20 protein-coding genes are annotated in these 22,493 nt (G+C 40.5%); 11 read left to right on the top strand and 9 right to left on the bottom strand.

All coding sequences use genetic code 11. From position 1 onward, the window contains the following. Nucleotides 1–13: 13 nt before the first annotated feature. The 4 genes from CS931_RS03585 to CS931_RS03570 form a co-directional block, all read right to left on the bottom strand. Nucleotides 14–772, bottom strand: coding sequence for an ABC transporter ATP-binding protein (locus CS931_RS03585; protein WP_099204376.1), 759 nt, complete (start codon nucleotides 770–772; stop codon nucleotides 14–16). 1 nt (nucleotide 773) lies between these two features. Further along, on the bottom strand, nucleotides 774–1,748 hold the full coding sequence (locus CS931_RS03580; protein WP_099204375.1) for a branched-chain amino acid ABC transporter permease: 975 nt from the start codon (nucleotides 1,746–1,748) through the stop codon (nucleotides 774–776). 3 nt (nucleotides 1,749–1,751) lie between these two features. Beyond that, nucleotides 1,752–2,642, bottom strand: a complete 891-nt coding sequence (locus CS931_RS03575; RefSeq protein ID WP_099204374.1) for a branched-chain amino acid ABC transporter permease — start codon at nucleotides 2,640–2,642, stop codon at nucleotides 1,752–1,754. A 172-nt stretch (nucleotides 2,643–2,814) separates the two neighbouring features. After that, nucleotides 2,815–4,017: an ABC transporter substrate-binding protein gene (locus CS931_RS03570; RefSeq protein WP_099204373.1), complete on the bottom strand. Its 1,203-nt coding sequence runs from the start codon at nucleotides 4,015–4,017 to the stop codon at nucleotides 2,815–2,817. A gap of 433 nt (nucleotides 4,018–4,450) precedes the next feature. Between CS931_RS03570 and CS931_RS03565 the strand changes: the two genes are divergently transcribed. Then, entirely contained in the window at nucleotides 4,451–5,764 is a 1,314-nt protein-coding gene (locus CS931_RS03565; protein WP_099204372.1) for a peptidoglycan-binding protein, read from the top strand. Nucleotides 5,765–5,791: 27 nt separating this feature from the next. Then, nucleotides 5,792–6,229, top strand: coding sequence for a GNAT family N-acetyltransferase (locus CS931_RS03560; RefSeq protein WP_099204371.1), 438 nt, complete (start codon nucleotides 5,792–5,794; stop codon nucleotides 6,227–6,229). A 147-nt stretch (nucleotides 6,230–6,376) separates the two neighbouring features. Here CS931_RS03560 and CS931_RS03555 read toward each other — a convergent pair whose 3' ends face one another. The 5 genes from CS931_RS03555 to acpP all read right to left on the bottom strand — a co-directional run bounded on the left by CS931_RS03555 (nucleotide 6,377) and on the right by acpP (nucleotide 11,049). Then, the gene (locus tag CS931_RS03555; RefSeq protein WP_099204370.1) at nucleotides 6,377–7,228 is read right to left on the bottom strand and encodes a sugar phosphate isomerase/epimerase family protein; all 852 of its coding nucleotides are present in this window, start codon (nucleotides 7,226–7,228) and stop codon (nucleotides 6,377–6,379) included. Nucleotides 7,229–7,239: 11 nt separating this feature from the next. Next, nucleotides 7,240–8,358: a Gfo/Idh/MocA family protein gene (locus CS931_RS03550; protein WP_099204369.1), complete on the bottom strand. Its 1,119-nt coding sequence runs from the start codon at nucleotides 8,356–8,358 to the stop codon at nucleotides 7,240–7,242. A 416-nt stretch (nucleotides 8,359–8,774) separates the two neighbouring features. Then, nucleotides 8,775–9,167: a hypothetical protein gene (locus tag CS931_RS03545; RefSeq protein WP_242964889.1), complete on the bottom strand. Its 393-nt coding sequence runs from the start codon at nucleotides 9,165–9,167 to the stop codon at nucleotides 8,775–8,777. Next, nucleotides 9,164–10,603 carry a proline--tRNA ligase gene (gene proS / locus CS931_RS03540; protein WP_099204368.1) on the bottom strand — a complete coding sequence of 480 codons (1,440 nt, stop codon included), beginning with the start codon at nucleotides 10,601–10,603 and terminating at the stop codon, nucleotides 9,164–9,166. Before proS ends, CS931_RS03545 begins: the two co-directional genes overlap by 4 nt. A 212-nt stretch (nucleotides 10,604–10,815) precedes the next feature. Further along, the gene (gene acpP / locus CS931_RS03535) at nucleotides 10,816–11,049 is read right to left on the bottom strand and encodes an acyl carrier protein (protein WP_099204367.1); all 234 of its coding nucleotides are present in this window, start codon (nucleotides 11,047–11,049) and stop codon (nucleotides 10,816–10,818) included. 245 nt (nucleotides 11,050–11,294) lie between these two features. Between acpP and aroE the strand changes: the two genes are divergently transcribed. The 9 genes from aroE (at nucleotide 11,295) to rpoB (ending at nucleotide 22,492) form a co-directional block, all read left to right on the top strand. Beyond that, nucleotides 11,295–12,167, top strand: coding sequence for a shikimate dehydrogenase (gene aroE, locus CS931_RS03530; protein ID WP_099204366.1), 873 nt, complete (start codon nucleotides 11,295–11,297; stop codon nucleotides 12,165–12,167). A gap of 9 nt (nucleotides 12,168–12,176) precedes the next feature. Further along, the gene (locus CS931_RS03525; protein WP_099204365.1) at nucleotides 12,177–12,686 is read left to right on the top strand and encodes a shikimate kinase; all 510 of its coding nucleotides are present in this window, start codon (nucleotides 12,177–12,179) and stop codon (nucleotides 12,684–12,686) included. Nucleotides 12,687–12,940: 254 nt separating this feature from the next. Further along, the gene (gene rpmE, locus CS931_RS03520; RefSeq protein WP_099204364.1) at nucleotides 12,941–13,153 is read left to right on the top strand and encodes a 50S ribosomal protein L31; all 213 of its coding nucleotides are present in this window, start codon (nucleotides 12,941–12,943) and stop codon (nucleotides 13,151–13,153) included. Between the two features lie 70 nt (nucleotides 13,154–13,223). Then, complete coding sequence (locus tag CS931_RS03515; protein ID WP_099204363.1) at nucleotides 13,224–13,856, top strand: YigZ family protein; 633 nt, start codon at nucleotides 13,224–13,226, stop codon at nucleotides 13,854–13,856. A 159-nt stretch (nucleotides 13,857–14,015) separates the two neighbouring features. After that, a complete protein-coding gene (locus tag CS931_RS03510; protein ID WP_099204362.1) occupies nucleotides 14,016–15,023 on the top strand; it encodes a deoxyguanosinetriphosphate triphosphohydrolase in 1,008 nt (335 codons plus the stop codon). Between the two features lie 58 nt (nucleotides 15,024–15,081). After that, nucleotides 15,082–16,848, top strand: a complete 1,767-nt coding sequence (dnaG, locus tag CS931_RS03505) for a DNA primase (RefSeq protein WP_099204361.1) — start codon at nucleotides 15,082–15,084, stop codon at nucleotides 16,846–16,848. A 2-nt stretch (nucleotides 16,849–16,850) separates the two neighbouring features. Then, entirely contained in the window at nucleotides 16,851–17,939 is a 1,089-nt protein-coding gene (gene rpoD / locus CS931_RS03500) for an RNA polymerase sigma factor RpoD (RefSeq protein ID WP_099204360.1), read from the top strand. A 17-nt stretch (nucleotides 17,940–17,956) separates the two neighbouring features. After that, the gene (locus CS931_RS03495) at nucleotides 17,957–18,358 is read left to right on the top strand and encodes an RrF2 family transcriptional regulator (RefSeq protein ID WP_099204359.1); all 402 of its coding nucleotides are present in this window, start codon (nucleotides 17,957–17,959) and stop codon (nucleotides 18,356–18,358) included. A 384-nt stretch (nucleotides 18,359–18,742) separates the two neighbouring features. Beyond that, nucleotides 18,743–22,492, top strand: coding sequence for a DNA-directed RNA polymerase subunit beta (rpoB, locus tag CS931_RS03485; RefSeq protein ID WP_099204357.1), 3,750 nt, complete (start codon nucleotides 18,743–18,745; stop codon nucleotides 22,490–22,492). The last annotated feature ends 1 nt before the right edge of the window (nucleotide 22,493 follow it).

Raw genomic sequence — 22,493 nt, 5'->3', positions numbered from 1 at the left:
TCGTTTCCCTCCTCTATTCTCCCAGATAAGCTGTGATAACTTCTTGGTTATTCAGAACCTCTTTCGGTGTTCCTTGAGCCAGCTCACGACCAAAGTTTAGTACATAAATGTACTCGCAAATACCTGAAACCAGTTTCATATCATGTTCAATCAGCAAGATAGTAACACCAAATTTTTCGCGAACCAACTGGATTGTCTCCATGAGTTCAGCTGTTTCATTGGGGTTCATACCGGCAGCCGGTTCATCTAATAGCAATAGTTTTGGCGCTGTTGCCAAAGCGCGAGCAATTTCAAGCTTTCTTTGCTTACCATAAGGCAAATTGGCTGCTTTCAAATCACTGTTGCTGTCAAGGTCAAAAACCTTAAGAATTTCCAGAGCCTTTTCATCCATTTCTTTTTCTTTTTTAGCATAAGAGCCGGCATGAAACAAGCTACCAAATAAAGGATATTTAATATGATTATGCAAACCCACTTTTACATTGTCAAGCACTGTCATTTTAGAAAACAATCTAATATTTTGAAACGTACGAGCAATGCCCGCAGCAGAAATCTCATCGGGCTTTTTGCCGATTAAATTTTCACCGTCAAGCCGAATACCGCCGTCAGTGGGGCGATAAACACCAGTGAGCATATTGAAAACAGTCGTTTTTCCAGCTCCATTAGGACCAATCAAACCAACAAGAGAGCCTTTTTCAATGGTCATGTTAAGGTCATCAACAGCCCTAAGACCACCAAAAGAAATGCCCAAACCAGTTACTTCAAGAATTGGCATGTCATTCGCCCTCCTTTTCTGATTTTTCTTGTCTGCTCATCTGTCTCTTTTCAATCAGTTTTTTCTTTAAGCTAGAATTATTGAAAAGCATGAGAGCAATCAGCACGATAGCATACAATAACATACGGTAATCTGCGAAAGAACGCAGAAGCTCTGGCAAGAGGGTGAGAATCACAGCTGCAATAATACTGCCACCAATTGAACCCATGCCGCCCAAAACAACCATAACTAAAATTTCAATTGACATATTGTAATCAAAATTACCTGGCTTTAAGATTCCAACGTTATGAGCATATAAAACACCGGCTATGCCTGCAAAGAAAGCAGCAATCACAAATGCCATTGTTTTATAAGTTCCAACAGGAATGCCGGTAGCCTGCGCCGCAATCGAATTATCACGGATAGCAGCAAAGACTCTGCCATGGCGAGAATCAAGCAAGTTTTTGATCAGCAACACAATGACGGCTGTTATTAAAAATACAAGGCCAAAATTGCGATAAGAGGTGTAAATAGGAATACCAGAGAGGCCTTTTGAACCACCTGTAATGGGCAAAAAATTGAAGATAGACTTAATAATTTCACCAAATCCCAAAGTAACAATGGCCAAATAGTCACCCTTCAAACGCAGAACAGGAATACCGATGATAAAGCCCAAAGCAGCAGCACATAGGCCACCGATAATAAGCGCAAGAGGTAAAGCAATGAACTCAGGTAACTCAAATTTTGTAGTAAAAAGAGCACTGCTATAGGCCCCTATTGACATAAATGCAGCGTGCCCTAGAGATAGTTCACCGAGTACACCAACAATTAAACTCAAAGATACCGCCATAATCACGTTATAGCATAAGGGAATAATAACAGACATCATTTGTCTGGATAGATAGCCACCGTTGATTAATACCTGAATCAAGATATAAAGAACAGCAATGATTGCCACGGAAATAATATTCTTTTTAGAGATTAGTTTTCTTTTCATGGGCTACACCTTCTCATTCTTCATCTTGCCCATAATGCCAGCAGGACGAATCAACAGAACTAGTACGAGGACCGAAAACGAAATGGCATCTGAAAGCTGGGTAGAAATATAAGCTTTTGTTAAGCTCTCAATAATGCCAAGAATAATACCGCCGGCGATAGCACCCGGAATAGAGCCTATGCCGCCTAGCACAGCTGCCACAAATGCTTTGATACCAGGTAGTGCACCGAGCGTAGGCTGCAAAGATTCATATTGACTGATAAAAAGTAAACCAGCAACAGCAGCAAGACCTGAACCAATGGCAAAGGTAAGTGAAATCGTTTTGTTTACGTTGATACCCATAAGCTCAGCAGCACCGCGGTCTTCTGAAACAGCACGCATGGCTGCACCAGTTTTAGTACGCTGAACAAAAAATATCAGACCAGCCATGCAAACAAAAGTAACGACAAGAGTAGCCAGCGTGATTCCAGAAACAGTAATTGTACCAAGAGTAAGTGAAGGCACCTTAATCATGGAGGCAAAAGGAATTGGTGTGGCACCCATTGAGATAAGTACAAAATTCTGTAAAAAATAGCTGACACCAATGGCGGTAATGAGAACTGCAAGCGGTGGTGCGTTTCTCAATGGTTTATATGCAATTTTTTCAATTAACATGCCTAAAACGGCACAAAGTATAATAGCCAGTAGAATGACAACAGGAGTGGGTAATCCTAATTTGCCAACCCCTAACAAAAATAGCAGATAGGCACCAACCATGATGATATCGCCATGAGCGAAATTGATCATTTTCGCAATGCCATAAACCATGGTATACCCCAGAGCAATCAGCGCATAAATTGAGCCTGTGCGCAGACCATTAATCAGCTGTTCTGCTAAGCTGCTGAAAATATCCATTGTTACACCTCATTTAATAATTTCCCCAAAAGAAATATATATTTAATAATAATAGAAAAGGATGAAAGGTAGATAAAGAATCATGTAAAAGGAAAAAGGAGGCAGAAAACTGCCTCCTTGGCGCTCGGCCGGCGCGGTCAAGGCGCTTTTCCTTCTGCACGGCATTTATTTTTTACGCGTATGCATAAGCTCCGTCGGTAATTTTAACATAGCGAACTTCTTTTTTAGCAGCACCGGAAGCATCAAAAGTGATGTTATCACCAGTTAAACCGTTAACAGTAATTTCTGTCATGGCTGCTATTAAATCAGCACTTTCAATAGAAGAGGCTTTTTCCATTGCAGCTTTAAAGGTGTAGATAGAATCGTAACCGTCAGCAGCAAATTGATCTGGAACAGCATCGCTATAGGCTTTTTTATAAGCATCTACAAAAGTTTTAACATGATCATCTTCAACAGAAGCAGAGAACGGAGCGGAGAAAATAGCACCTTCTACAGTAGTTGTATCAGTAACAGTTCCTAAGACACCATCCCAGCCATCAGAACCGATGAAGGGAAGTGTAATGCCCATTTCTTTTGCTTGTTTTGTAATATAAGTGGCATCTTGATAGTAAGCAGGAATATAGATGATTTCAGCATCTGTACCCTTAATTTTGGTCAACTGGCTGCTAAAATCCATATCACCGGTTGCAAAAGCTTCAGAAGTAACGACGGTGCCGCCTTTTGCAGCAACTTCTTCTTCAAAAGCTTGACCTAAGCCAGTAGAATATTCATCAGCATTATTATAGATAACAGCAACTTTTGTTTTGCCAAGAGTGTCTATCATATAGTCTGCCATAGCAACGCCCTGTTCAGGGTCAGAGAAACAAATGCGGAAAGCATTGTCGTTTTTAATGGCATTCTCAGCAGAAGCAGAAGGGGTAAGCTGCATAATTCCGTCAGCCTTTGTCAAGTCGGCAATGGCAATACTAGAACCAGAGGTAACGGCACCCATCAAGACATTAATGCCTTTATCCATAACGGTATTATAAGCTTGAATAGCCTTATCTTCTGTTGCTTCATCATCTTCAAAAATCATTTCAAAACTATATGTTTTGTCGCCGACAGTAACACCGCCTGCAGCATTGATTTCATCGATTGCAATTTGTGCACCCTGTTTAACAGAAATTCCATAGGCAGCAGCAGGTCCAGTTAGAGGTCCAATTGCTCCCACTTTAAAAACGTCTGTGGCAGAAGAAGTGCTAACGTCAGATGTTTTGGCATCAGACGAACCGGTTTCTGACTCTTTGGCGCCTGATGTGTTTGCATTGTTGCCGCAAGATGCTAATGCAGCGACCAATGTCAAAGTTGCTAAAGTAGTGCTTATCATCTTTTTCATATTAGTTTGCCTCCTAAAAGTAAAGTTGTGGCTGTATCTTTACCATGCAGATATCTCTCACTTCATAAAAAGTCTAAAATTAAACTAAAGAGAGATAATATAGATACATCTTGTGAGTTATTATACTACAAATGCACGTGGTTTGGTTTTTTTTTTCATCTTTTTTTGCATTTTCGTCACATTAGCTTATTATTACTTTGAAGCAATAACAGTTATTGTGCGATTTATCATAATTATTTTTAGTTTATCACATTAAATCGGCAAACAGGAGCAAAGCCGAGCAATAAGAGGTGATCAGAGAGCGTTTAAGACATAGAATAAAAGAGTTGTTAATTGATTTCCTGTGAAAAGGTTGACATAACGGACAATAACGAGGTAAAATGTCAGATAGAAAAGCGTTTTTAATTATTTTGTAAAAGGATGTACTTTTATCATGAAAAAGCAAATGAGAAATGTTTATAAAAAACTGGTGTTAGCGCTTTGTTTGGTGATGAGCGTGGTTACGCTGAGCGGATGTAAAGATATTATCAAGCAGATAAGTACAAAGACACAGACACAGGGAGAGTTTCCAGTAGTAATCGGGCAAACTCAAATTAACGCAGCTCCGCAAAAAGCAGTGGTGCTTTCTGCTAGCTTAGCTGATGTTATTATTGCTTTAGGCAATGAAGATCAACTGGCAGCTGTAACAGATCAGGCCACGCAGGTTGAGCTGACAGAACTTGTGAAAGTGGGAGAGACCGACGCAGAGGCGATTAATGCCGTGCAACCGGATTTGATTTTGACAGAAACCTTAACAGACGAACAGCGTACGGCGCTCGACGGAGTAAATGCTCCTATTGTTGAGATTGCACCGGCAACCGGACGCGAAGACTATGAAAGAATGTATGGACAGATGTCTTCTGTATTTGCCGGCGGTGGTGCAGGATATGACTTGGGTGTGGAGCAGGCAAAAAAAATCTTCGTTATATTAGATAGTATCCAACGTTTGACGAGTGAGCAGACTTTCACCAAAGCCGCTTATGTCTATGATTTAAAAGGTAACGTAGTTTATGGTACTGATTTTGCGTCTTTAACAATGGAGTACGCTGGATTGACCAACATTTTCCCTTCTCAAGGCGCTGATCAAAGCTCCTATAAATGGGGCGAAAATAAAACAGAGGTTCCTTATAACTTGCAAGTGATAAAGACCTCAAATCCTGAAGTGATTTTTTGTGCTCCCGGTCTAAAAGAACAGATGAAATCAAATGCAGATTTTTCTTCTTTATCAGCAGTAAAATCCGGAAGAGTATTTGAGATTGATCCTATTTTATTGCAGTGGCAGGGTAGAAGCATTATTACGGTTACTACGGATATGGCCGAATATGCATTCCCAGAGCTTTCTGATGAACAATCTGCTGAGGTAACAGATCCTACAAAAGATATTGAAAAGAAAGCAGCAGAAACATTATCCAGTCAATCACAAAAAACTTATGAAACACTAGATGCCAATGCCACAGATAAGCAAGATGAAGTGCTTGCCATGCAAAATCGCCTTTCAGAACTTCATTATTTGACAGTCAGTTTTGACGGAACTTATGGCGATTATACAAAAGAAGCGGTAGGAGCTTTTCAAAAAGCCAATTCTCTTCCGGTTACAGGTGTAGCTGACAATGAGACACAGCAAAAATTGTTTTCAGAAAGCGCTGTGCCGAATTCGAATGAATCGACAAGCGAAAGTACAGCTTCAGCAGATGCAGAGGCTGAATAACTTGTTAGCATAATGGAGTGAAATACGATGGGTGATATTTTGATTCGCGGTGCTACTCTGGAAGATAGTGAAGCCATTTATCAATTGAACTGTGATGAAATGGGATATACCTATGATTTAGAAAAGACACGGCAGAGAATGCAGATATTACTGGCGGACACATCTCACTGTATATTAGTTGCAATCAGTGAAGGTGAGATTGTTGGCTACATTCATGCAAATAGTCACGACTTAATTTACTCGGATTCTCTCAAAAATATTATGGGAATTGCCGTTAAAAAACAATTTAAACAACAAGGTATCGGCACAAAATTGCTTGGGGCGATTGAAAGCTGGGCAAAAAATTGTGGCTGTGCAGGGGTCAGGTTGGTATCTGGCAGCACCAGAACAAAAGCTCACCAGTTTTATATGACTTGCGGCTATGAGAATAAAAAAGAACAGCTTAATTTTATTAAGAAGTTTTAGCAGAATACTTTTCAGCAATCTCTAGCTTCTTTGATTAAAAAACTATTACCGTGTTAGACTTTTTAATTTGTTGCTAAAATAAAAGAAGAATGGTCTTGACAATATGTCAGACCATTCTTCTTTTATTTGTGATTCTATTTACTGCACTTACAGATTCTCACGAATCCAAGCAATATCTTCTTTTAAGCAAGAAATTCTATCCATATCGCCATAGTTAGCTTCACGCTCAACTACATAGATAACATCATCTTTTTGGTTATCCGCAGCTGCTTTAACGGCTTTCCAGTCAACAATACCTTGACCTTGTGCACAGTTAAGCTTGTCGCGTTCTTCCATCATTTTGAGGAATTCAGGCGGAATAATTGGCTTACCGTCTTCATCTAGCTCAAATTTATGATTGTCACCTTTTTCATGACGAGAGCTTGGCTTTTCAGCACCAATCACATCACCGTTCTCTTTGATATGAATGGCACAAATTCTGCCAGCGTGTGCATTAATATAGTCAACAGGATTTAATCCTGCTGCAGATGCCCAACCGCAATCAATTTCAAATTCAACATAGTCTGGGTCACTGTTCTCGATGAGATGATCCATGAGATATTTGCCATCGACTTTGTAAAATTCATTGGTGTGGTTATGAAATCCTGTTTTAATGCCGTACTGTGCAGCAAGCTTGCCCAATCGATTTAAATCATCAGCCACTTCTTTTGCTTCTTCAGCAGTATTAAAAGGAGCACCAGGGCAAATGACATATTTCACGCCTAGTTTAGCAAGGTATGGAATGTCTCTTTCCATTTTGTCCAAACCAACGTGAGCAGAAGTAGCTTTTAATCCAGTTTCATCTAAAACTTTTTTAATTTCTTCTGCAGGAATATCATCGTACCCACCGGCGAACTCAACACCAGTAAAACCGATTTCAGCGGCAGCTCGAATGCGATCGATAACATTTAAAGGGCTGTCCCAACCGAAAGAATATAATTGTACATGAATCTGATTCATAAGCCGCACCCTCAATCAAAATAGACGGGCTTGCCTGTTTTGGAAGATTCATAAATGCCATCAAGAATTTTTGTGACGACATAAGCTTGGTCTGCTGTAACAAATAGATCAGACTCGCCTCTCAGCGCTTTAACCCAATATTCAGCTTCTAAAGAAACAGGGGCTGGGCCTTGGCTATAGCCAGGAATATAAGGAGCGATTTTTTGACCAACCTGAGTGACAGACTGTTGTCCGGCAACAACGTGGTTCAAACGCACAACCTGATCAATAGTGTCAACGCCGCCTTTTGTACCGACGAACAAAGCAGTTGCTTCGTTATTTGCGCCAGCACCTTCAGCCATGTTAATGGCCCAAGAAGCACGAAGATTGATAACAGCACCGTTTTTCATTTTGATATGGCCAACAGCGGAATCTTCTACTTCAAAAGTTTCGTTATTCCAGTAGTTAGGGCTGCCGTTATGAGTTTGACCTTGATGTTCGCCATCTAGCAAACGGCCAAGTTTCTCAAAAGCAGTTCCAACAACATATTCAGGCTCATAGTTGTTCATAGCAAACAAAGCGTAATCAAGAGCATGGGTACCGATATCAATCAATGGGCCGCCGCCTTGTTTAGATTTGTCAGTGAACACACCCCATGTAGGAACGCCTCTGCGGCGAAGGTATGTAGCTTCTGCATAATAGATGTCACCTAGATGTCCATCATCAATTACTTTTTTAGCAATTTGGTTGATGGGGAAATGGCGATACTGATAACCGATGGTCAAAAGTTTGCCAGATTTATCTCTAGCTTCTAACATTTTTTTAGCGTCTGCTTCAGTAGCAGCCATTGGTTTCTCACAAAGAACATTTTTGCCAGCTTCTAGAGCAGCAACAGTGATTTCGCAGTGAGCGATGTTTGGGGTTAAAACATGTACAGCATCGATAGATGGGTCTGCCAGCAGTTCATGATAATCTGTGTAGACTTTAGCATCTTCTGTGCCATATTCTTTTGCTGCTTTTTCTGCTCTTTCAGGGATTAAGTCACAGAATGCAACCATATCCACGAATTCCTCTTGTTGTTTCATACCCGGAAAATGTTTTCCGTTGGCGATTCCGCCGCATCCGATGAAACCAATTTTTAGTTTAGCCATTGGTACTCCTCCTATAATTCATGCCCGAGGCATGTTTTTGTATATCGCTTACATTTTAGTACAAACTCTAGAAAAAGTAAAGGGAAAAAGCACAACTGGTCAGAAAAGTTTTCGACGCATTTTTAGGTAAAACGTAAATAGAGGGTTAAGTGTGAAAGGCTTTTTCTAAAAGTATATAAGGGAAGATGAATTATAGTGAAAAAGAAAATTTGCCGGAATTGATTTTATCAAGATAGCAATAGCGCAGTAGATAAAAAAATTATAGGAATTGATAAAATGACTTTGAGAGATAAGCAAAAAAGAAACAACAGAATGATTCTGCTGTTTCTCTGTAAATTGTTTTATGGCTAATGTCATGCCGACTTTTTGCAAGATTGAATAAGATAAACAATAGAGCTAATTAAGGCAAATAAAATTTAAAAATGTAAGATAATATGATAAAAATCGGGAATTAGTAGAGAATCAGAAGCAGGGAGGAAACGGTAGGTACCGCCAAAAAGTTGATTATACGCTGTTAATTTCTTTTCGCTAGCACCAAATATCGTGTAAAACCAATGTGAAAAAAATTGTGTTGCCATCCACATGGTTAGCCAACCCGATAAAAAGTATTTTCCTATTTTTTCTTTTTTTATGAACAGAAAAAGAATGCCTGCATAAATAGTAAAAAATATTCCGTCCTCTTTCCAAGCAGACTCTACAAGATTAAAACTGCCTACAGTAACCCCTGTCATATCCAAGAAAAACCAAGCCAATAATATTATATTGCTAGCAAATAAGCATTTTTTGAGGCTGGTTGTTCTTGCTATCAATACTGTTTTCCCCAATAAACCATGTGTTTAGCAGGTTTGCCGCAGCAGACGCAGGTGTCTGCCAAATGTTCCTCTTCAAATGGAATACAGCGAGATTTAACACCGCCTGTTTCATCTTTTAACTTATCTTCACAAGCGCTGTCACCGCACCACATAGCCTTGATAAAGCCGGGTTTATTTTCAGCAGTATTCAAAAATTCTTCGTGGTTTTTGGCGATAAAAGTCTTGCTTTGCAGGTTTTCAAGTGCACGCTGATAGAGCGCATCATGCACAGCTTGCAAGGCTTTGTTAATTTCTTCTTCAAGGTTATCTAAAGAAACAAAGATTTTTTCTCTGTTATCACGGCGGACCAACACGCATTGATTTTTTTCAATGTCTTTTGGACCGATTTCCAAACGAAGCGGAACACCTTGCATTTCATATTGTGCAAATTTCCAACCAGGGCTGTTATCACTGTCGTCAAGCTTCACACGGAAGTTTTTAGCAAGCTGTGAATAGAGCTCGTTCGCTTTCTCCAAAACACCTTCTTTGTGCTGAGCGACAGGAACAATAGCAAGCTGAATAGGAGCAATTTTCGGAGGCATAACAAGCCCGTTGTTGTCGCCGTGAACCATAATCACCGCACCAATCATACGGGTTGAAACGCCCCATGAAGTCTGGTGAGGGTGCTGCTGTGTGTTGTCACGACCAGTGAAAGTAATGCCAAAGCTCTTAGCGAAGCCATCACCGAAATAGTGAGAAGTTCCGCCTTGCAGAGCAACACCGTTGTGCATCATAGGTTCAATTGTATAGGTGGAAACGGCACCGGCAAATTTCTCTTTTTCGGTTTTTTTGCCGATAACAGCAGGGATTGCCAGTGTTTCACGGAAGAAGTCATTATAAACATGAAGCATACGCAATGTTTCTTCCTGTGCTTCTTCAGCAGTTTCGTGCATGGTGTGACCTTCTTGCCAGAGGAATTCGGAAGAACGCAAGAACGGACGAGTGGTTTTTTCCCAGCGCAGAACCGAGCACCACTGATTATAAAGCTTAGGCAAATCACGATAGGATTTAATGATTTTTTCGTAGTGTTCGCAGAAAAGAACTTCACTGGTTGGTCTGATGCAGAGTCTTTCTGATAATTTTTCAGCTCCGCCATGAGTGACCCAAGCCACTTCAGGGGCGAATCCGGCAACATGGTCTTTTTCTTTTTGAAGTAAGCTTTCTGGAATAAGAAGAGGCATATAGACATTTTGTACGCCAGTTTCTTTAAAGCGCTTATCAAGGTCACTTTGTATGTTTTCCCAAATAGCATAGCCATATGGCTGGAGAATCATACATCCTTTCACGCTGGAATAGTCCATCAGCTCGGCCTTTTTGACAATGTCGGTGTACCATTTAGAGAAGTCAACGTCCATAGAGGTGATATCATTGACCATCTTTTTTTGCTCTGCCATAAAAACAACCCTTTCTTGAAACTATATCGTTATAAACCACCTAATAGGTGGTATGTATTCGGTTTATTATATACCGCTGTTCATTTTTTTGCAAGAAAAAAGACACCCTCGCTATGTGAAAGGTTTGCTGTGAAAAACAAAACCAAACACAACCGACGCCCAAAAGCGCGGAAAGGTGTCAAAATTATAAAAACAAACTGGACATTACGTTCTTAGATAGACTGATGACCTTCAATGTAAGAAACGAGATCGCCGACAGTTTTGATGTTTTCAACTTCCGTGTCCGGAACTTCAACTTCAAACTCATCTTCGATAGTCATAAGCAAGTCGACAACGTCGAGAGAATCAGCACCTAAATCGTCAGCCAGAGTGGAATCAGCAGTGATAGTATCTTCCTCTACATCGAACTGTTCGCTCAAAATTGCTTTAACTTTTTCTAATACCATTTGAATATCCTCCTAATATATGTTGTGAAAGACTGTTTTCCGAAGTCTGCATTTCTTATCCGTATTATATGGACAAATTTTCGCAGTTATGATAGAATTTATAACAATGACGGAAAATATTTTCGGCACATGCCGTGTCGTTCAAATACATTTTATTGACTACTGCATGGTTTGTCAATACAAAAATTTAAAAAATTCTTTTATTGCAGATTTAAAGCAGTAAGAGAATAGGCGGAGGGCTTACGATGCAAACTCAAAAAGCGGCTGTAATCGGGCATCCGATACGCCATACAATGTCACCCTTTATCCATGAAAGACTTTTTTCTATTGCAGGGATACCCATGCAATATGCAGTGTTAGATATTGATTCTCTACCTGAAAAGATAAACCAACTCAAGACGTTTGATGTTTTTAATGTGACAATTCCATATAAAGAAGCGATAATCCCTTTTTTGGATGAACTGGATGATAAGGCGGCTCTTTTCGGCTCTGTCAATACCGTTCAGATTATAGATGGGAAAATGAAGGGTTACATCACTGATGGAGCAGGTTGTTTGGGCGCAATTGAGAGTGCCGGTATCAACATTGCAGGACGCAATTTGATTTTAGGTAATGGCGGAACGGCTCGGGCCATTGCGTTTGAAACGGCATACACGAATGTGAACTTTGACATTGTCTTGGCACATCGTAAAAGCTCTGAAGAAAAGGCGCAGAAGATTGCACAAGAAATTGAAGCGTTTGCAGCAAGAAGAGGAACTGGTAAGGGGAAGATAACTTGTCTGCCCTATGAAAAGTTAGAAAGTGCTGGACATTTTGATGTTGTCATTAATGCCACCAATGTGGGCATGTATCCTCATTTGGACAACAGTCCTTTAACGGAAGCTGTGCTTCAAAATTGTACTGCTGTTTTTGATGCAGTGTTTAATCCTGAAAAAACGTTTTTGCTCAAACAAGCAGAGGCAAAAGGAATTCCCACTGTTCGTGGAATTGACATGTTGGTTAGGCAAGCTGTCGCCGCGCATACGTGGTGGTACGGCACGGCTTTTGAAGATGAACAAATTCGAAAACTATGCGAAGAGGCAGCCAAAGAAATGAATCGGATTTTTTACAACAAGTAGGGGAAGAATTTGAGTAAAAATATTGTTTTATGTGGATTTATGGGATGCGGGAAAACGAGTATTGGCAAGTTGCTTGCCAAGCAAACAAAAATGAACTTTTGTGATACAGATATTTATCTTGAAAAAAAATATCGTATGAAGATTACTGCGATTTTCAAGCAACTAGGTGAGCAGCGTTTTCGAGAAATGGAAGCGGAAGTAGTCAGCGAAATTTCTGCGAAGAAAAACATGGTGATTGCTTGCGGCGGTGGGACAGTTTTGCGCGCTGAAAATGTACAAATTTTTCAAGAAAGCGGAGCAATCATTCTTTTTTTGGATGTACCTTTGGAGGTGTTGCAAGAGCGCCTAAAAAACGATAAGAAACGCCCTCTTTTGCAAAAGCCGAACAGAAAAGAGATTATTGCCGCACTTTATGAAGAGCGAATTAATCAATATAAGAAAGCGGCAAATCAAAATATAGATGCTAGTTTGCCGGCTGATTTACTGGCAAAAAAAATTATAGAGGATTTTGAGTTGTAAGTTAACAGTCTTGATTTATATGAATTTTCTTTCAGTATTTAGCTAGTAAGCAAGATGTGAAAGTAAAAGCGTATCTTGCCGACTGAAAAGGTTGGATAAGCGGGAGAATTCATGAAATTTGTTTGAATGTCTGAATTCTATATGATTTTTTAATTTTATCCTTGCAATTTATTTTGAGGTGTGCTAGAATAGCATGTACTAAGATGTTAGGCTGACAATCAGCTTTCGAGATAGAACCGAAAGAGGTGACAGATTTGAAACAGAACATTCATCCTGATTATAAGGAAGCTACCGTTAAATGCGCTTGCGGCAACGAATTCACAACACGCTCTACTAAAGGAGATATCCGCGTTGAAATTTGTTCCAAGTGCCATCCTTTCTTCACAGGAAAACAGAAACTCATTGACACAAGCGGTCGTGTGGATATGTTTAAGAAACGTTATGGCTCAGCAGGGCAAGAAAAGTAATTTCTGGAAAATTGGGCGGTGCTTTGTGGCATCGCTTTAATTTTTATTGTACGGCGGTTTATGGTGGAATATGTCTGAGTATGTAACGCTTCAAAACGAAAATTCTGATTTCTTTATTGAAAAGAAATCACGTTTTATTGGTTATGCCAAACCGGTTAAGACAGAAGACGAGGCGTTAACCTTTATTACAGAAATAAAAAAGAAACATTATGATGCCACTCACAACGTATATGCTTATATTTTGCGTGAGAGTGGCTTAATGCGCTTTTCGGATGACGGAGAACCGCAGGGCACAGCAGGCATTCCGGTTTTGGAAGCCATGAAAAAAGCTGAGGTGACAGATGCTGTAATCGTGGCAACACGTTATTTCGGCGGTACTCTTTTGGGCGGCGGCGGACTGATTCGCGCGTATTCGCATACAGCTTCTATTGCGATGAAGGCAGCAGAAAAAATTCGAATGAAAGAATGTCTTTTGCTGTCTATTCAATGTGATTACACTTTATATGGCAGACTCAATTCGCTGGTGCCTGAGTGTATGGGGTGGATTGATGATACCTTGTTCCTTGAAAATGTAGAAATCAAGTTTCATATCGAGCCGGAGAATCTTCCGCTATTGCAGCAAAAAATAGCCGATAATTCTGGTGGACAAGCTCATATTGAACAACAAGGCAAAAAATATTTTCCGTTTTTGGTGGCGGAATAAACATTTGGGGTGTTTATTGCCTGAAAAACAGAAATTTTAAGAGAATGTAGTGCTTTTAGACTTGTCAAGTGTTTTTTGTTCATGGTAGAATGATAAAAACGAATTTTTATTATTTGTATTGTATATGAATAGGTAGAGTTGGATTATAGGAGGGGCTATATGACGATTAGAGAAAAAACAGAACAGCTTGAATCTTTATTCCTATCTCCTTATGCTGCCTTTTCGTCACAGAGTAAAGGGCGAAAGAACCCTGAACCACCTGTCAGCGAAAAAACTGATTTGCGTACAGACTATCAGCGTGACCGTGACCGCATTATCCATTGCAAATCTTTTCGCCGATTAAAGCATAAAACGCAGGTTTTCTTGGCGCCTGAGGGTGATCATTACCGTACAAGACTGACACATACATTAGAAGTAGCGCAAATTGCACGCACCATTGCAAAAGCTATGCGTTTGAATGAGGATTTGACTGAGGCAATTGCTTTAGGACATGACTTGGGTCATACTCCTTTTGGTCATGCGGGGGAGCGAGCGTTAAATGAACTGCTATCCGGGGGATTCAAGCATTACCGTCAAAGTGTTCGGGTAGTGGAAAAATTGGAAAAAGACGGCGAAGGTTTAAATCTTACTCATGAAGTGGTAGACGGTATTTTATGCCATACGACTGGTCAAGAAGCAGAAACGCTCGAGGGCAAGTTGATTCGCTATGCCGACCGCATTGCTTATATGAACCATGATATTGATGATGCAGTTCGTGCTGGTGTATTGGCAGAAGATGTAATTCCTGAAATTGTCAGAGTGGTTTTAGGGAACAATAAGTCTGAAAGAATCACAACGTTGGTTTGTTCAGTAGTGGAAAATAGCACATCAGAAGTAATTCGCATGAGTGATGATGTATGGGAAGCTTATCAAGAACTACACCGCTTCATGTATCAATCGGTTTATCTGAATGACTATGCAAAGCGAGAAGAGAAGAAAGTGCCCCATATAATAGAAAGCTTATGGGAGTATTTTCAGCAACCAGAAAATTTGCCTCTTTATTTGCAAAAAATCGGTGAAGAAGAGGGATTTGAAGTGGCTTCCGCCGATTATGTTTCAGGCATGACTGATCACTTTGCAGTAGAAATGTATAAGAGATTGTTTATTCCAAAAGGCTGGGACATTTAAAGCCTTTTATTTAGAGATGGTTCGTGTGGCAATATGTTTTCGAGCGAGGTGAATTGCAGTGGCACTGCCAGATTATTTTTTACAAGAACTAAAAATGAGAAGCGATTTGCCTGATATAGCCTCCTCGTATGTGAATTTAAAACGAAAAGGGAAGAATATGGTCGGGCTTTGTCCCTTTCATAATGAAAAGACACCTTCGTTTAATATTTACACAGACAACGGCTCTTTTTACTGCTTTGGCTGTCAAGCTGGCGGTGATGTGATTACATTTGTCATGAAGATTGAAAATTTAGACTATATGGAAGCGGTTCGCTTTCTAGCACAGCGTGCCGGATTAAATTTGCCGGAGGATGGCATAGACGATGGTTTATCTAAGCTTCGTACCAGAATTTTAGAAATCAATCGTGCGACGGCTCGGTTCTTTCACGAAACGCTACTTTCAACTGACGGCAAACCGGGTCTTGACTATCTAAAAAATAGGGGAATGGACAGCAAAACAATTCGCCGGTTTGGAATTGGCTATGCGCCTGAAGGCGGCTTCGCTCTTGTTAATCATTTAAAAAATCTCGGTTATACAAAAGACGAAATGACACAGGCGAATGTCAGTGGCATTTCACGAAACGGAAATTCTTATGACCGTTTTCGAGGGCGGGTGATGTTCCCTATTATTGACTTGCGTGGAAATGTCATTGCCTTTGGAGGGCGGATTCTTACCGATGAAAAACCGAAGTATATCAATACATCTGATACACCGGTTTATCATAAAAGCAGTGGCCTTTTTGCTATGAATATTGCCAAGAATGCCAACAAAAGGCAGATTATCTTGGCAGAAGGCTATATGGATGTTATTGCCTTACATAGAGCAGGGTTCACAAATGCAGTGGCTTCTCTAGGCACTTCGTTTACAGGCGAGCAGGCAAGAGTGATTGCCAAATATGCCGATGAAGCGGTCATTTGTTACGATTCCGATGAAGCAGGGCAGCGTGCTGCGATGAGGGCGATTCCTATTTTAAAAGCGACGGGGCTTAAAATTCGGGTACTGGCTGTTCCCGGCAACAAAGATCCCGACGAATTCATGAAATCCTATCCCAACGACGGAATGCTTCGTTTTCAGAAACTTTTAGACACCGCCCCGAACGACATCGAGTATAAACTCACAAAGATTCGTATAAAATATGATACTGAAACCGTCGAGGGCAAGTCGGGTTTTATTGAAGAAGCAATCGATATGCTTGGCAAAAGCGGCGATATTATGAAAGCTGAAATTTATGCCAAACAAATTGCACAGACCATGGAAGTTAGCTTTGAATCTGTCAAACAGCTCATGGAGCAAACAGAGAAAAAAGAAGAAAACAGCAAACGCAGGGAAGAACGGAAAAAATTGAATCAGATGAGCGCTAATACCTCTATTGTGAATACAGAAAAGCGGCAGAATTATAAAATTGCCAATGCTGAAGAGGGCATTTTAGCGTATCTATTCAAAAATCCGGATGAGATTCAATATGTGGCGGCAAAAATACCGTCGGAAAAGTTTGTAACGGCATATAATCGCAGAGTATATAAACTTTTATTGGGCAAAACTATACAGAACGAAATTTCTTTGATGGATTTTTCGCAAGATTTGACCACGAATGAAATGGCGGAGCTTTCGAGAATCGTGAACAGTAGGAGTGAAGTACCTTCTACACGAGAGGATGTGCAGACAATGATTGAAATGCTGCAAAATGCCAAACTGCACGTCAATCCGCAGCAAGCAAAAGATATGTCTAAGGAAGAACTCGCGGAAATGATGAAAAGATTAAAGAAAGAAAAGCTGGGGGAATAATAATGGCAACTCTAGATAAAAAGACAGTAATTAGAGACTTAATAGAATTGGGAAAATCCAAAGGTCAGCTGACTACAAAAGAAATTTTGGATGCACTGGGCGAGTTGGAATTTGACCCCGAATATATAGAAAAGTTCTATGATACGTTAGATTCTCAAGGTGTTGAAGTCGTCGATGATTTTGATGATATTCATATAGAAGCAACGCTAACGACTAAGGGAGCTGACGAAACACTTGAGCCTGGTATTGGAGCTGATGGTGTTTCCATTGACGACCCTGTTAAGGTGTATTTAAAAGAAATCGGCAGAGTGCCGCTTTTAACACCAGATGAAGAAATTCAGCTTGCTATTGCGATTAATGAAGGCAATGAATTTGCCAAAAAACGTCTTTCTGAAGCAAACTTGCGTTTAGTTGTTAGTATCGCTAAACGTTATCTTGGCAGAGGCATGCAGTTCTTGGATTTGATTCAAGAAGGCAATTTGGGATTAATTAAAGCGGTAGAAAAGTTTGACTATAAAAAAGGATTCAAATTTTCAACGTATGCCACATGGTGGATTCGTCAGGCAATTACCAGAGCGATCGCTGATCAGGCGAGAACAATTCGTATTCCGGTTCATATGGTTGAAACAATCAATAAAGTAAAGAAAATTTCAAGCCAGCTTTTGCACGCAAATGGCAGAGAGCCAAGTGCAGAAGAAGTAGCAGAAGAAATTGATATGCCAGTTGAAAAGGTTCGCGAGATTATGCGTGTCGCGCAAGAACCAGTTTCGCTTGAAACACCAATCGGTGAAGAAGAAGACAGCCACCTTGGCGACTTTATTCCCGATGATGATGCGCCAGCCCCCGCTGATGCCGCTTCGCATACGTTATTAAAAGAAACGTTGGGAGATGTTTTAGACACACTTACCCCTCGCGAAGAGAAAGTGCTACGACTCAGATTCGGCTTAGAAGATGGCCGTTCGCGTACGCTAGAAGAGGTTGGCAAAGAGTTTAACGTCACAAGAGAAAGAATCCGCCAAATTGAGGCTAAGGCGCTGCGCAAGCTTCGTCATCCTAGCCGCAGTAAAAAACTGAAGGACTTTCTCGACTAACAGAAAGGCTTTTTGATATGACTTTAGAAGCAGATTATGCTGTTAGAGTAGTTGAATATCTGACAGAAAACAATAGCAAAGTAGATGCGAAAACAATTTCTGCCAATACAGAAATTCCACCTCGCTTTTTGCTGAAAATACTTAGAAAGCTTGTGGAGAGCGGCATTGCCTGTTCTTTTAAAGGAGCAAAGGGTGGTTATAAATTGGCCAAACCGCCCAAAGAAATTACGCTTAGGCAGGTAATTGAAGCCGTTGACGGTACTTATATGATGTTCAGCAAGTGTGGCAGTAGTGCTTATAATTGCGGACGTACCAGCTGCCATTTGCATTCGATATATAGCCAAATTTCATCAGAAGTTCGTCAAAAACTAGATTCTTATAACTTTGCAATACTGTGCGGTTTAGAGGAAAATTCTTAAATAAAATTCTAACAGTGATAAGCAGAGATAAAAAAATAAACGGCAATCCAGTTGAGGACTGCCGTTTTGTTTGTTAGAAGTCGGAAGCATATAAAAGCGCAAATAAAAAGAAAATAAGAATCTTTTTAAAAAGTCTTGACAAATATACAGAAAAGATATAAAATAATATACTGCATCATCATGGGGTTGTTGCATCCTGTGATACTTTTAAAGTATAGCATGCGTTGTCAAAATAATCAAGTATATCGCAAAAATTTTGATTTTTTTGTCGTAATATTTTTATACAGACTGCGCCGTTATGCATCTGTGTTTATAATATAATATGATTGCTTTTGCTTTTTTGTGCTTGAATTAGGAATAAAATTAGATTGGAGTGGCTGACTAGTGGTGAATGTTAAACCGGTTCAGTTGGGCAAAAATACTCGAATGAGTTTCGGGAAAATTGATGAGGTTTTGGAGATGCCAAACCTGATTGAAATTCAGAAAAACTCATATGCGTGGTTTCTCAAGGAAGGTTTAAAAGAGGTTTTTGATGATGTTTCGGGAATTACCGACTTCAACAATACGCTGGTTTTAGACTTTGTGGATTATCAGCTTGAAGAAATGCCCAATTACAGTGTTTCAGAATGTAAGGAACGTGATGCTACGTATTCTTCTGCGCTGAAAGTCAAGGCTCGCCTTCTGAACAAAGAGACGGGAGAAATCAAGGAATCAGAAGTTTTTATGGGCGATTTCCCATTGATGACACCGAGCGGCACTTTTGTTATTAATGGTGCAGAACGTGTTATTGTTTCTCAGCTTGTTCGTTCTCCTGGCGTCTACTACAAAATGGAGCATGACAAATCAGGAAAAGAGTTGTTTAGCGCTACCATTATTCCAAACCGAGGAGCATGGCTGGAATACGAAAATGATGTCAACGACATATTCTACGTTCGTATTGACAAAAACCGTAAAGTTCCGATTACTGTCTTAATCCGTTGCTTAGGTCTTGGTTCTGATCAAGAGATTATCGATTTCTTTGGCGAGGATGACAGAATCTATGCCAGTATTGAAAAAGATACCACTAAAACAACAGAAGATGCGCTGATTGAAATCTATCGCAAGCTGCGTCCGAGTGAGCCGCCTACCGTAGAAAGTTCACAGGCACACTTGAATAATCTGTTTTTTGATCCAAGAAGATATGATATGTCTCGCGTGGGACGTCACAAATACAATAAAAAACTGTCACTTGCTGACCGTTTGACTGGTCATACTCTCGCTCAACCGCTTGTCAGCCCCTTTACAGGGGAGCTTTTGGCAGATGCCGGTGAAATTATTAGTCGTGAGCGTGCTGAAGAGATTGATGATACAGGTGTTATGCTTGCTATCATTAACTTAGAGGGCAAGGAAGTTAAGATTATCTCTAACGGCATGGTAGATATTTCCAAATACGTTGATTTTGATGCCAAAGCAGAATGTGGTATCAATGAAAGAGTTTGCTTTAAAGTTTTGGCTGAAATTTTGGAAAGCTGCCAAAATGAAGAGGAATTGAAAGACGCTGTGCGCGCTAGAAAAGCAGATTTGATTCCGAATCATATTACAGTAGACGATATTTTTGCTACCATTAACCATATGAACTGCTTAGCGCAGGGCGTTGGTAAAAAAGATGATATCGACCACTTGGGCAACAGAAGAATTCGTTCTGTTGGTGAACTGTTGCAAAACCAGTTTAGAATTGGTTTTTCCCGTTTGGAGAGAGTTATTCGTGAAAGAATGACTTTGCAGGCACAAGATCCAGAAACATTGACACCACATTCGCTAATTAATATTCGTCCTGTTGTGGCGGCAATCAAAGAATTCTTTGGTTCTTCACCGCTTTCTCAGTTCATGGACCAGACCAATCCGTTAGCAGAGCTGACACATAAGAGAAGACTTTCTGCACTTGGCCCGGGCGGGTTGTCTCGTGACCGTGCGAGTTTCGAGGTTCGTGACGTTCACTATACACACTACGGCCGTATGTGTCCTGTTGAAACGCCTGAAGGTCCTAACATTGGTTTGATTTCTTATTTGGCAACCTTTGCTAAAATTAATGAATATGGCTTCATCGAAGCACCTTACCGTCGTGTAGATAAAGAAACCGGTAAAGTTACAGACGAAGTTGTCTATATGACAGCTGACATCGAAGATGAATATGTTGTAGCACAGGCGAATGAGCCGCTTGATGAAGAAGGCCGTTTTGTCAATGAACGTGTTGCCGGACGTTATCGTGATGAGTTCGTAGAAGTAGAAGCCGCTCGTGCCGAATTTATGGATATCAGCCCGAGAATGGTTGTGTCTGTTGCAACAGCAATGATTCCTTTCTTGGAAAACGATGATACGAACCGAGCTTTGATGGGTTCTAACATGCAACGTCAGGCTGTACCGCTGCTTAAAACACAGGCTCCGATTGTCGGAACCGGTATGGAATATAAAGCAGGTGTTGACTCCGGTGTATGTGTGCTTGCTAAAAGAGCGGGTGTTGTTAAATCAGTCAGCGCTGATAAAGTTCGCGTAACAGCCGATAACGGACAGATTGACACCTATGAAATTATTAAATTTATGCGTTCTAACCAGAGCACCTGTATCAACCAAAACCCTATTGTCGAAGTGGGCGAGAGAGTGCAGGAAGGCGATATTATCGCAGACGGCCCTGCCATCAAGAACGGCGAAATCAGTTTGGGTAAAAATGCACTGATTGGCTTCATGACATGGGAAGGTTATAACTACGAAGATGCGGTTCTTCTTAATGAAAAAATTGTGCGCGATGATGTTTATACCTCTATTCATATTGAAGAATATGAGATGGAAGCCCGCGATACAAAGCTAGGACCGGAAGAAATTACAAGAGATATCCCGAACGTTAACGAAGATCTTTTGAAGGATTTGGACGAGAGAGGTATTATTCGTGTCGGTGCTGATGTTCGTGCCGGAGATATTTTGGTTGGTAAAGTTACTCCTAAGGGTGAAACAGAGCTGACTGCAGAAGAAAGATTGCTTCGTGCTATCTTTGGCGAAAAAGCAAGAGAAGTACGTGATACTTCCCTAAGAGTACCACATGGTGAATATGGCATTGTCGTGGATGTAAAAGTGTTCACTCGTGAAAATAGCAATGACGAGTTAAGCCCCGGCGTTAACAAAGTGGTTCGCTGTTATATTGCACAGAAGAGAAAGATTTCTGTCGGTGATAAAATGGCTGGACGTCACGGAAATAAGGGTGTTGTCTCCAGAATTTTGCCGGTAGAAGAAATGCCTTTCTTACCGAACGGAACACCGCTTGATATCGTACTAAACCCCTTGGGCGTGCCTTCTCGTATGAATATCGGACAGGTTTTGGAAGTTCACCTTGGTATGGCTGCCAGCACTTTGGGCTGGAAGATTATGACTCCTGTTTTCGATGGTGCACATGAAGAGGACATTGTAGAATGCTTTAAAGCTGGTGGACTGCGAGAAGACGGCAAATTTATGCTTCGTGATGGTCGTACCGGTGAATATTTTGATAACCCGATTACCGTTGGCTATATGTACTACCTCAAATTGCATCACTTGGTTGATGATAAGATTCATGCTCGTTCTACGGGACCATACTCTCTTGTTACACAGCAGCCTTTGGGTGGTAAAGCTCAATTTGGTGGGCAGCGTTTTGGGGAGATGGAAGTTTGGGCACTGGAAGCTTATGGTGCGGCTTACACCTTGCAGGAAATTTTGACTGTAAAGTCGGATGACGTGGTTGGACGTGTTAAGACATATGAGTCTATTGTCAAAGGTCAAAATATTCCGAAGCCAGGTATTCCTGAATCCTTTAAAGTTTTGATTAAAGAACTGCAGTCTTTGGGACTTGACATTAAAGTTCTGAATAAAGATGATGAAGAAATTGATTTGCGCCAGAATTTTGACGACGATGATGATATGGGCTTCAATCATTTTGAAGAACAAAATGTAGCAGATAATCTTGATGGATATAATGTAGAAGATGCAGAAGATTTGCAGGATGCAGACATGGAAGAGGAAGACGATTCTTATGAAGACGATTCAGAGTCTTTGGATGATATCTTCGCTGATGTGCTTGGTAAAGACGAAACAGATGAAGACGATGATGATAAAGATTTAGATATTTAAG

Source organism: Scatolibacter rhodanostii, assembly GCF_900197595.1.
In the GTDB taxonomy this organism is placed as follows: Bacteria; Bacillota; Clostridia; order Oscillospirales; family Acutalibacteraceae; genus Scatolibacter; species Scatolibacter rhodanostii.
The sequence above is the reverse complement of the archived record's forward strand: the minus strand, read 5'-3'. Positions and strand labels throughout refer to the sequence as shown.

Excerpts from the sequence above, each read along its gene's own strand:
- CS931_RS03585 (WP_099204376.1), bottom strand. The coding sequence starts at position 772 with ATGCCAATTCTTGAAGTAACTGGTTTGGGCATTTCTTTTGGTGGTCTT.
- CS931_RS03580 (WP_099204375.1), bottom strand. The coding sequence starts at position 1,748 with ATGAAAAGAAAACTAATCTCTAAAAAGAATATTATTTCCGTGGCAATC.
- CS931_RS03575 (WP_099204374.1), bottom strand. The coding sequence starts at position 2,642 with ATGGATATTTTCAGCAGCTTAGCAGAACAGCTGATTAATGGTCTGCGC.
- CS931_RS03570 (WP_099204373.1), bottom strand. The coding sequence starts at position 4,017 with ATGAAAAAGATGATAAGCACTACTTTAGCAACTTTGACATTGGTCGCT.
- CS931_RS03565 (WP_099204372.1), top strand. The coding sequence starts at position 4,451 with ATGAAAAAGCAAATGAGAAATGTTTATAAAAAACTGGTGTTAGCGCTT.
- CS931_RS03560 (WP_099204371.1), top strand. The coding sequence starts at position 5,792 with ATGGGTGATATTTTGATTCGCGGTGCTACTCTGGAAGATAGTGAAGCC.
- CS931_RS03555 (WP_099204370.1), bottom strand. The coding sequence starts at position 7,228 with ATGAATCAGATTCATGTACAATTATATTCTTTCGGTTGGGACAGCCCT.
- CS931_RS03550 (WP_099204369.1), bottom strand. The coding sequence starts at position 8,358 with ATGGCTAAACTAAAAATTGGTTTCATCGGATGCGGCGGAATCGCCAAC.
- proS (WP_099204368.1), bottom strand. The coding sequence starts at position 10,603 with ATGGCAGAGCAAAAAAAGATGGTCAATGATATCACCTCTATGGACGTT.
- acpP (WP_099204367.1), bottom strand. The coding sequence starts at position 11,049 with ATGGTATTAGAAAAAGTTAAAGCAATTTTGAGCGAACAGTTCGATGTA.
- aroE (WP_099204366.1), top strand. The coding sequence starts at position 11,295 with ATGCAAACTCAAAAAGCGGCTGTAATCGGGCATCCGATACGCCATACA.
- CS931_RS03515 (WP_099204363.1), top strand. The coding sequence starts at position 13,224 with ATGTCTGAGTATGTAACGCTTCAAAACGAAAATTCTGATTTCTTTATT.
- CS931_RS03510 (WP_099204362.1), top strand. The coding sequence starts at position 14,016 with ATGACGATTAGAGAAAAAACAGAACAGCTTGAATCTTTATTCCTATCT.
- rpoD (WP_099204360.1), top strand. The coding sequence starts at position 16,851 with ATGGCAACTCTAGATAAAAAGACAGTAATTAGAGACTTAATAGAATTG.
- CS931_RS03495 (WP_099204359.1), top strand. The coding sequence starts at position 17,957 with ATGACTTTAGAAGCAGATTATGCTGTTAGAGTAGTTGAATATCTGACA.